Source organism: Pseudomonadota bacterium (assembly GCA_027624955.1).
Lineage (GTDB): Bacteria > Pseudomonadota > Alphaproteobacteria > UBA828 > UBA828 > PTKB01.
In genome coordinates this window covers 1-9,275 of record JAQBTG010000068.1, presented here as the reverse complement: position 1 = coordinate 9,275, position 9,275 = coordinate 1, and the positions used below count along the sequence as shown (strand labels likewise).

Annotated in this window: 8 protein-coding genes and 1 pseudogene; 4 read left to right on the top strand and 5 right to left on the bottom strand. The window is 59.2% G+C overall.

Annotated elements, in window-relative coordinates:
* The 3 genes from O3A94_16680 to O3A94_16670 all read left to right on the top strand — a co-directional run.
* Nucleotides 1-125 (top strand): IS6 family transposase (locus O3A94_16680; GenBank protein ID MDA1357887.1); only part of this gene is annotated, 125 nt, incomplete at its 5' end.
* Nucleotides 126-276: 151 nt separating this feature from the next.
* A complete protein-coding gene (locus O3A94_16675; protein ID MDA1357886.1) occupies nucleotides 277-1,146 on the top strand; it encodes a carboxyltransferase domain-containing protein in 870 nt (289 codons plus the stop codon).
* A gap of 8 nt (nucleotides 1,147-1,154) precedes the next feature.
* Nucleotides 1,155-2,129 (top strand): biotin-dependent carboxyltransferase family protein, encoded by a 975-nt coding sequence (locus O3A94_16670; protein ID MDA1357885.1) that lies wholly within the window; start codon nucleotides 1,155-1,157, stop codon nucleotides 2,127-2,129.
* A gap of 18 nt (nucleotides 2,130-2,147) precedes the next feature.
* Here O3A94_16670 and O3A94_16665 read toward each other — a convergent pair whose 3' ends face one another.
* Entirely contained in the window at nucleotides 2,148-2,819 is a 672-nt protein-coding gene (locus O3A94_16665; GenBank protein MDA1357884.1) for an aspartate/glutamate racemase family protein, read from the bottom strand.
* Nucleotides 2,820-3,136: 317 nt separating this feature from the next.
* On the opposite strand from O3A94_16665, the gene O3A94_16660 reads away from it, so the two are divergent.
* On the top strand, nucleotides 3,137-3,292 hold the full coding sequence (locus tag O3A94_16660) for a hypothetical protein (GenBank protein ID MDA1357883.1): 156 nt from the start codon (nucleotides 3,137-3,139) through the stop codon (nucleotides 3,290-3,292).
* Nucleotides 3,293-3,535: 243 nt separating this feature from the next.
* Here the strand turns inward: O3A94_16660 and O3A94_16655 are convergent, their stop codons facing one another.
* The 4 genes and pseudogenes from O3A94_16655 to O3A94_16640 form a co-directional block, all read right to left on the bottom strand.
* Entirely contained in the window at nucleotides 3,536-5,317 is a 1,782-nt protein-coding gene (locus O3A94_16655) for a hydantoinase B/oxoprolinase family protein (GenBank protein MDA1357882.1), read from the bottom strand.
* The gene (locus tag O3A94_16650; protein MDA1357881.1) at nucleotides 5,314-7,392 is read right to left on the bottom strand and encodes a hydantoinase/oxoprolinase family protein; all 2,079 of its coding nucleotides are present in this window, start codon (nucleotides 7,390-7,392) and stop codon (nucleotides 5,314-5,316) included. Before O3A94_16650 ends, O3A94_16655 begins: the two co-directional genes overlap by 4 nt.
* Nucleotides 7,393-7,707: 315 nt before the next feature.
* Nucleotides 7,708-8,856, bottom strand: coding sequence for a DSD1 family PLP-dependent enzyme (locus O3A94_16645; protein ID MDA1357880.1), 1,149 nt, complete (start codon nucleotides 8,854-8,856; stop codon nucleotides 7,708-7,710).
* A 160-nt stretch (nucleotides 8,857-9,016) separates the two neighbouring features.
* Nucleotides 9,017-9,275: pseudogene (locus O3A94_16640) on the bottom strand (DDE-type integrase/transposase/recombinase).

Sequence of the window (9,275 nt, the reverse complement as noted above, 5' to 3'; positions counted from 1 at the left end):
GTGGTCGTGGCGGACAGGCTTCGGTCCACAACCATGTTAACCAGGAACGTCATCTTCGCAGCCGCCAAAGCTCCAAACTTAACCGCTCGCTCGACCTTGCCGAATGGCGCCAACTCGATGCTTGAAACTACAGGTGGCTCGAAAATTCTGGCACGCCCATATTTCTCTGACGGTACCGGCAATTGAAGTCAGAGCGGTTAACGTGACAATGCTGGATGCGGCATTGTGGTGCTCGCAAACCGCACGCGTTTCTCGCGACCCAACGGAGATGGTCAAATGATTTTTAGCGAACCGGTGTTTAACCCCGGCGGGGATCGGTTCATCGAAATGGAACTTGGAGACGAGATGAGCTTCGATCTCAATTTTCTCGTCCACAGTGTCTCCGGCTTGATCAGAGAGAGTAAGACAACCGGCATCATCGAGATCGTCCCTGAACTCACGTCAATCATGATCAGTTACGATTTCGAACAGATTAGCTACGCCGATGTCGTCAAAGAGATGGCGGCGTTGTTTCACTCTGTCGGCTCGCTTGGGGATCTCGAACTCGACAGCCGCATGTTTTATCTTCCCATTCACTATTTCGACGAATGGACCCGCGGCTGCTATGACGACTATTGCACAAAGATCGCCGAAAAAGAGTGGGATCCCGAAGTCCTGGTCCGCATCAATGGACTGTCTGGCCTCGATCAACTCGCTCAGGTGCATTCCGGAACGGACTATTGGGTGGCGGCACTCGGTTTCTATCCCGGGTTGGTCTCGCTCATGCCGCTTGATCCGCGCTGCCGCCTGACCGCGCCCAAATATAATCCGCCGCGTACTTGGACGCATAAGGGTACCATCGGCGTGGGCGGCGCGCTTTGTTCAATCTATCCGGATAGGACGCCCGGCGGTTATCAGATGATTGCGCGCACGCCTGTTCCGATTTGGGACCCGAACCAAATTTTACCGGCGTTCAAGAAAAGCCTGGCGCTGTTCCGCCCCGGCGATCGCGTCCGCTTCATCCCGGCGACCCGGGAAGAATATGACTATGTCGATCGCAAGGTCGAAGCAGGCACCTATCTCCACAACGTCGCCGAATATCAGCGCTTCTCCATCCGCAATTATCACAACTGGCTCGCGACCATCGACGAGTCGGTGCGATTTTAGGCGCGTTCATGCTCGAAGTAATCAAGCCAGGTCTGGAAACCAGTGTGCAGGATATGCCGGGCCGTATCGGATATTGGGAGCAGGGCTTCCCGTTTTCTGGACCAATGGATTTTTGGTCGTTTCAGCTTGCCAATCTCCTGGTCGGCAACGCGCCCGGGGCAGCGGGCCTCGAATGCCAATTCACCGGCCCGACGCTGCGATTTCAGCGCGATGCGGTGATTGCCGTGACTGGCGCGGATATGGCTCCCCTGCTCGACGGCGAGCCGGTGCCGATGTGGCAGAGTTTTACCGTGCGCGCCGGCCAGGTCCTGAGCCTGAGCTTCGCCCGCATTGGCGCGCGGACATATTTGGCGATCGCGGGTGGTATCGATACGCCCCCGGTCTTGGGGTCACGCGCCACATTCCATCAGGCGGGGATCGGCGGCATGGCGGGTCACGCGCTGAAGAAAGGACAGATGGTGCCGGTGGCAATGGGCGACAGCAAGCCTGGATGGACAGTTGCGCACAAATATCGCCCGCCGCTGACAGGTGAGCGGAGCTGGGAGATCGAAGTCGTCCCAGGGCCCAACGACGATTGGATCGACGCCGCAGGGCACACGCGTTTTCTATCGAGCGATTGGACGTTGCAAGCGCGCAGCAACAGAACCGGCTTTCGTTTGGCTGGTCCGGAGTGGACGTTTGCCGAACGGGCTTACAACAAGAATTCGGAGCACGGCGAACACCCGTCGAACATATTGGATCATGGTTACCCGGTAGGGGCAGTCAATCTGTGCGGCCAGACGCCGATCATCTTGGTGTGCGACGCACCAAGTACGGGCGGTTTCATCAATCCCTACACCGTGCCCTCAGCGGTGTTTTGGAAGCTCGCCCAGTCGCGGCCCAACGATATTTACAGGTTCAAATCGATATCACTTGATGCAGCGCAGGAAATGCGCCGCCGCGTAAATCGCATGTGCACAGTCGATTGTATCGAATCGGCATAGAGGCCCGTCTGAACCGCGCTAGCTCGGGCATATCGATTTATATGCTTGAACGGCCGCCTCCAAGCCGGAGCGCGGGCTAGTCAAAATCGGCACCTCAATGTCCTGGCACCGCGCGAGCGCGGGTGCCATTGAAGCCTGTGCCAGGACGATCACATCGCTGTCCGTCGCGGCGCGGCGCAAGCCCTCCGCGATAATGGTCAAATAGCCTTCCGTGTCACCTTCCATGAGCTTGGCGCGCGCCTCTTCAAAAACGACAGGTCTTAAATCTATCTCCTTGCCCGCGCGCGCGGCGGCTTCGCTAAGAAGGTCCAGCGTCGGCCCCAGAGTGGTTGAAAGTGTCGCTGCAACGCCGATCCGCGTGCCCCCGCGAACCGCCGCCTCGGCCATAGGGCGGTCGACGCGCATCACCTTCGTTGCCGTCAACTCAGCCGCGTCGTCGGCGCCGGGTCCCACCGTCGAGCAGGTGCACAGCACCACGGCGGCCCCGTTCTCCGCTTCTTTGATGATGGCTTCGGCGGTGCGCCGCCTGATGTCGGCAGTAACCTCGCCGGCGGCGAGCGCCTCCTTCAGCAGGTCTTCGTGCATTACGTGGCGGATCGGAATATCCGGCGCCAATTCGCCAATAAGCGCATCAAAAGTTTCGATGTTGGCGGGAATCGTGTGAACGAGCGCCAGAACGGGCTCTGTCATTTCTGGTTACCTCTATATGTCGTTCCAACCAAAGCGCTGTCCTACGTATGACCCAACCACGATAAGGCTACCACGTCGCCTCAGATGATTTCTCACGAGCAACCGCGACGGTATCATGATCGCGTATTGATCGAAAGTATGAGCCTGCAATCTCGATCAGCCCGATTTGAGTGGTCCGGTTTGAATGTGAGTGCATGACCCGATTTTGATACATCGGAACAATGGCCCGCGTGGGGGACGAAATGCTAAATGGCGAGGTATTCTATTCACCCAAAGAGGCGCAAATTATCATCGATTAATGGAGAAAACATTACAACATGAGGAGCCCGCACAATGATTTGGGCTTCCTCACGGCCGACGCGGTACTTTGCGCCAAGAACGGTCAAATCACACCCTGTGGCTATTACAACATCGAAGGGATGGTGAAACGCATCCGCTCTGCAAAGGGTCACATGTTGTCGTGCAGCACCTGATGAATGCACGCGGCAGGGGCGAAGGCGACATGGTCGACGTCGCCGCGCGCAGCACGATGGACGAACTTGCGGCGGGCAAAGCTCTGAATTTCTAAGGCAATGCTTCTAAGGCAATACGATCAAATCGCTGAGCGCTGAAACGTATCGGACGTGGCGCCAAAGCGATCTCAGGGCCTACGCCATCATGGCCGCGCGCGCACGTAGTCGCGGTGAGCTAATACCGCGCCCCTTTCGACGCCTCGTCTAGCCATCGCGCAGCCGGCGGGTCTCGGCTTCATCGACGGTAAAATCGATGCCATTGGCGGCCTTTAGCAGCGCCACCTTGTAGACCGACCTGGCGCGCTCCGCGCTCAACCATTTGCGGTTCACGTCTTCGGCAACGCTCTGCGGATCGCGGGCCTCCGGTTCGCCGTAGCCGCCACCGGCGGCGCTGCGGTAGACCATCGATTCATCCGACGTGTGCCGTGCTTCGTGGAAGGAAGGGAGCGGCTCGTCGTCGCCGTTTGCCGAGCGCCGCCAATTGCCCGATGGCGCGCCGGCATGGCCGCCGAAAACGCCCTGCGCCGGGTTGGTATCACCATCGCTGCAATAGAACACGGCACAATCACCGCTGAGTGACCGGTAGGCGCCTTCCGTCGCCGGTGCTCCGTTCCAGCGTCCCGCTCCCATCGAATCCGTCGCCACACGACGGGATTCCATCAAGATGGGATACTGCGCTTCATCGATCTCGATGGAATCCAACACCAGAACGCCGCCGCCGTTGGGCGCTTCATACGTGAGCCAACCGTCGTGGTCGTGGGTTCCCGGCCCACCCGAAAGGCCGACGCAAAACTGATTGACGTAGGGAATCGATGCGCCGTCGCGGTCGTCGACGCCAGAGACAACGCCCATGCCGGAGCTGAAGTCGCCGCCGCCCTCGGCAAGCCCATGCGGCTCGCCCATCTTAGCAAAGCAGCATTGAACGGCGTTGATGAGGCGATCGTTGACATTGGTCGTCGCGACCGAGGTGCCGGCAGGAAAAGTCGGGCGCCCGACGACGCAGCCGTCGCGTAGATGGACGTCGATCCGGTTTGCGCTGCCGGCATTATGCGGGATCGTCGCATCGAGATTATAAAAGACGCCGATCAGACATGATCCGCGCGCACAGGCTTCGGACAGATTCACGCCGCCGGGCACACAATCCGGATTGTCGCGCAGGTCCACTGAGATGCGCCCGGCATCGGGATCGACCGATACTTCGGCGGTGATGGGGATTCCCGCATCCGCAACGCCGGGTATCGGGTCATGCGTACTGGTATGGCGCCAGGTGCCGGCCGGCAGTTCACGGATTGCCGCTGTCGCACGGCGCTCGCCATAATTCATCCACGCCTCGATGAACTCACGGATCGTGGCAATGCCGTAGCGCGTCACCAATTCATGGAGACGCCGTTCGCCGATGCGGCAGGCGCCCACTTGCGCGCGGTAATCGCCGTACCAGATATGCGGCGAGCGAATCTTGTGGAGGCCGATGCGGACGATGTCATCCTTGTCGCGGAAGTCTTCCTGGATGCGGACGCAAGGGAAATGCACGCCCTCCTGATAGACGGTCGCGGCATAAGGCAGATAGGTTGTGGGCTCGGGCGCGCCCACATCGGCGTGATGCGAGCGTGCCAAGACCCAGAAAAGTGGCTCGCTACCAGCAAAAACAGGGACGCAAAGCGTCATATCGGCATGATGCGTGACACCGAGATACGGGCTGTTGTTGAAGAATGCGTCGCCCTCCTTGACGTCGTCGAATAGCTCGGTGATTGGCCGTGTCGTCAGGTCGAGCGCACTGACGTGGATCGGCATCGCTTCTTCAACGCAGATTAACCGGTGATCGTAGGTCAGAATTCCGCACGACATATCTCTGGCGTTGGTAATGACCGCCGAGCGGCTGGCGCGCATGACGGTGTTGCTCATTTCGCGAATGATGGCTTCAAGCCGGCGAGAAAGCACCGCCAACAGGATCGGATCGAAATCGGCGTTCTCATTTTTTACTGTCATGCGCCGGGCCCCGATTGTATCGGCGATTCTGTCGGTTCCACGCAGCAATTTCCCTGGCCGTCGATGGTTGCCCGCTGCCCGGTGTGTATCAGCACTGTCGTGGTTCGACTATCGAGTATCGCCGGCCCGTCGATCGATTCGCCCTCGCCAAGAGCATCGGCGTTAAAAACCGGAAGTGCCTGAAACGCCCGCTCGGCACCGATATAGACCTGCCGGGTTGGGAGCGGTGGTGGGCGTCGCGTCCGATCCCGAACGTCGCCCACACTCACGGCGTCACGGAGCCCAACGGCGCGGACGGTCCAGGTGGTAAATTCGACCTCATCCGCTTCATTCTTGATCGTGTAGATTCTCTCGTGCATCCGATGAAAGGCGTCAGCCAGCACCGAGATATCGCTTTCGCGAAGCTGTGCGTCGTCAAACGGCACGTCGATCTCCCACGATTGATATTTGTAGCGTGCTTGAAACGCGTAGGCGAAGCGGCGTTGAGAGGGCGGCACATCCGCGCGCTGCAAAAATTCATCGCCCTGCACGCGCAGCCGGCGCAGCGTTTCATTCACGGCATCCAGTTGAAAATTTTCGCTACTCGTCGGATGCGTTGCGGAGGCCTCGCCACGAATGTCTGAAACGAGTCCGCCATACGCGCTGAGCCCGGCGGCAAACCGCGGCACCATGAAGCGGGCAATTCCCAACGCGCGGGCCATCTCACCGATATGGCAGCCAGTCGCACCGCCGCCTGCGACAAAATAGCTGTCGCGCGGATCAAGACCTTCATTGACCGTAATATCCTCAATAGCGGCAATCATGTTCTCATTGCTGGTGACGTGGATCGCGTAGGCCGCCTCCTCGACTGAGAGGCCAATGTGCTCGGCGATCGGCACTATGGCGGCGCGCGCGGCGTCCGGGTCGAGGGTCACGCGCCCGCCGAGAAAGTAATCCGGATCGAGTATCCCGAGAACTAAATTGGCGTCGGTCACAGTCGGCTGATCGCCACCATGGCCATAGCAGGCCGGACCGGGAACAGCGCCGGCGCTTTTTGGTCCGACGCACAGCAGTCCGCCGGAATCGACCCAGGCGATACTGCCACCGCCGGCACCAACGGAGCGCACATCAATCTTCGGTAATCCCAGCAAGTCATCATTGATCATCGCTTCGGTCGTGACGATAAGGCGGCCTGAGCGGATCGCGGATACATCGAATGTGGTCCCGCCCATGTCGATGACGACCATGTCGGGTTCGTCACAAAGTGTTTGAGCCGCAACCGGTGCCAGCGTCGGCCCGCTCATGACGCTGTAAATCGGTTGCCGGGCTATTTCTTCAACAGTCATCATACCGCCGATGCAATTCGCAACCAGCAGAGAGCCGGTGAATCCGGCATCCCTTACAGCTCCTTCAATCCGCTCAAGATAGGCCGGCATGACACCGGTTAAGGATGCATCGATCGCAGCGGAGATGGTACGCCGATATTCACGCGGTATTGGGTTTAGTTCGTGGCTCAGCGTGACCGCAATATCCGGCCAGAGTTCATGGATAATTTCCCGCACGCGCCGCTCATGTGCCGGTGCGATGATAGACCATAGCAAACTCACCGCTACGGCATCGACCGGACAGGATTGTAGATACTCTACCGCATCGCGGACATCGGCCTCGTGCAGCGGAATCAGCTCGTTGCCGCGCGCATCGATTCGGCCGCGCACCTCGCAGGTGCGGTTGCGCGGCACAAATGGCTTGGGATAGTCGAGTTTCCAATCGAACGCCCGCTTGCGCGGCGCTTCACGCAGAGTCAGAACGTCCGGATGGCCTTCGTTACAGATCAGGCCGACCCGTGCGGTCCGGCCTTCGATAAGCGCATTCGTCGAAACTGTAGTGCCGTGAACGATTGTGCTGGTCGCCTTAAGAAACGCACTGAGATCTAGCTCCGCTTCTTCTGCCGCGAGCTGAAGCGAATCCATGAATCCGCTCTCGAACGCCGGGGGGGTCGATGCCGCCTTATAGATATCGAGGCCGCGTTCACTCGCGACCACGCAGTCAGTAAACGTACCGCCAATGTCGATGCACACGGAAAAGCGTGATGCCAATTTGTTTATCTCCTATCGTCTGCCGGCGAATTTTCGAAAATATAGCACACAGCCGGACGCGGCTGTTCTGTTGTATGACGCCACGTCCGGTAAATAGTTATTCGTTCGCTGTGGCGCTTTGCCGTTATCCCGAATTTGCTCCGACGAAGTCCAGTTGATGGAGGCGACTCTGGCGTTCAGGGGCGATTAGCCATAAAGGAGACCACAAACATCGAGCTATTTCTCAACGCTATAATTTGGCGCTTGCTTGACGCACGGCCTTAATGATTCCAGCAGAACTCCCGTCACCGTCGGCAGACCACACACTCATAAGGCCTACCACTGAGCGCGGGCGTCGATCGGCCAGATATCTACAAGCGTGTCGCCGCGCACACAATGATAGGCGTTGTAAAGATTGAGCGTCGCGTAGCAATGCGGTGTCACGCATTCGAGCACCTCGCCGACGCCTGGGCGCGGGCTACCTGGCTTCGTCGTGACCCGCCCGAGATCATCGCCGATGAGCTCGTATAGTGCTCCCGCCGCAGGACCCGACAAGATGCGCGGCGCGAGCTCCTCTCTCGCGAATTCCTTGAGCCCGGCATCGGTGACGACATACCCCGGATTGCTGGCGCTAATCACAGTGGTGCGCACAAAGAGCGCAACTTCAAAGGGATGCGGCATTTCGCGCTCGAACGCGGTGTCGATGTAATTGACGTCCATGAATATGTAAGTGCCGGCTTGGTTTTCCGTGAGCACACCCTGCGGGGGGTCAATCTCGTAGGTGCCCGACCCACCGCCCGTCACAATCGCTGGCGTCAAATCATTGGCGGAGAGGCGCTCCACGAGCCGCGCAAGCGGTGCGACGCACGCGGCTTGGAGCCGGGCGCGCTCGTCATAGTCCGGCGTGTTCTGCAGACCGCCATGATAGCCCTGCAGCCCGGCGAATTCGGCGCCCTCGATCTCGGTGATATGCTTGGCGAGCGCAATCGCCGCGTCCTCATTCACGATCCCGGTGCGCCGGCCGCCAACCTCGAAATCGATGAGCATTTGCAGCGGAGCGCCGGTGCTGCGAGCTGCCTGCGCCAGTTGGTCCACGTTCGCAGCGTTATCGACCGCGACCAGAAGGCCCTTGGCGTGGGTGTTGAGCGTCGCAAGCCGAGCAATTTTGGGCTCACTGACGACTGACGAGAAAAGGAGCACGCCCGGCACCCCGCCATTGGCCATCACCTCGGCTTCCGCTAGCGTCGCACAACAGACGCCAAGCGCTCCGGCAGCGACTTGGCGTTTCGCGATCTCGATCGATTTGTGGATCTTGGCCACCGGCCTCAGCCCATGGCCGCTCTCACGCGTGCGTGCCGCCAAGTGAGCAATGTTCCGCTCCAACCGATCAAGATCGAGCACCAGCGCCGGCGTGGACAGTGCCGCTCGCGAACCCTCAACGCCTATCAACGGCTCGTTGGGGCCGAGATCTCCGAACGAATGCATGTGTTGGCTCCAGCTCTTAATGAATCTGTTGGCGTGCCCATGTTAGCGCGGGCGCCGAAGAGACCCTCAGCCGAAGAAGCATACTTCCTTTATGTGAAGACTAACAGACGGCACCGTCAGAGGAACGTGAGCGTGCCACAAAATCGATCCCCCTGTAGTTTCAAGCGGCATTTTGACGCCATTTGGGAGCGGCGAGCGAGCGATTGAGTTTGAGGATTTGGCGGCTGCGAAGATGACGTTCCTGGTTAACATGGTTGTGGACCGAAGCCTGTCCGCCACGACCACTTCCGGTCGAACGTATCGTTTCATCGCTTTGTGCATAAACCGCAATGCAGCCTTGCGATCTCTCTGTTTGGTGACAAATGACTCCAGCACTTCGCCTTCGTGATCGACCGCCCGCCAGAGGTAACGCAGTTCGC

What these genes read in the sequence shown, in the direction of transcription:
- O3A94_16655 (MDA1357882.1), bottom strand. Translation starts at nt 5,317, where the DNA reads ATGACAGTAAAAAATGAGAACGCCGATTTCGATCCGATCCTGTTGGCG.
- O3A94_16675 (MDA1357886.1), top strand. Translation starts at nt 277, where the DNA reads ATGATTTTTAGCGAACCGGTGTTTAACCCCGGCGGGGATCGGTTCATC.
- O3A94_16645 (MDA1357880.1), bottom strand. Translation starts at nt 8,856, where the DNA reads ATGCATTCGTTCGGAGATCTCGGCCCCAACGAGCCGTTGATAGGCGTT.
- O3A94_16665 (MDA1357884.1), bottom strand. Translation starts at nt 2,819, where the DNA reads ATGACAGAGCCCGTTCTGGCGCTCGTTCACACGATTCCCGCCAACATC.
- O3A94_16670 (MDA1357885.1), top strand. Translation starts at nt 1,155, where the DNA reads ATGCTCGAAGTAATCAAGCCAGGTCTGGAAACCAGTGTGCAGGATATG.
- O3A94_16660 (MDA1357883.1), top strand. Translation starts at nt 3,137, where the DNA reads ATGAGGAGCCCGCACAATGATTTGGGCTTCCTCACGGCCGACGCGGTA.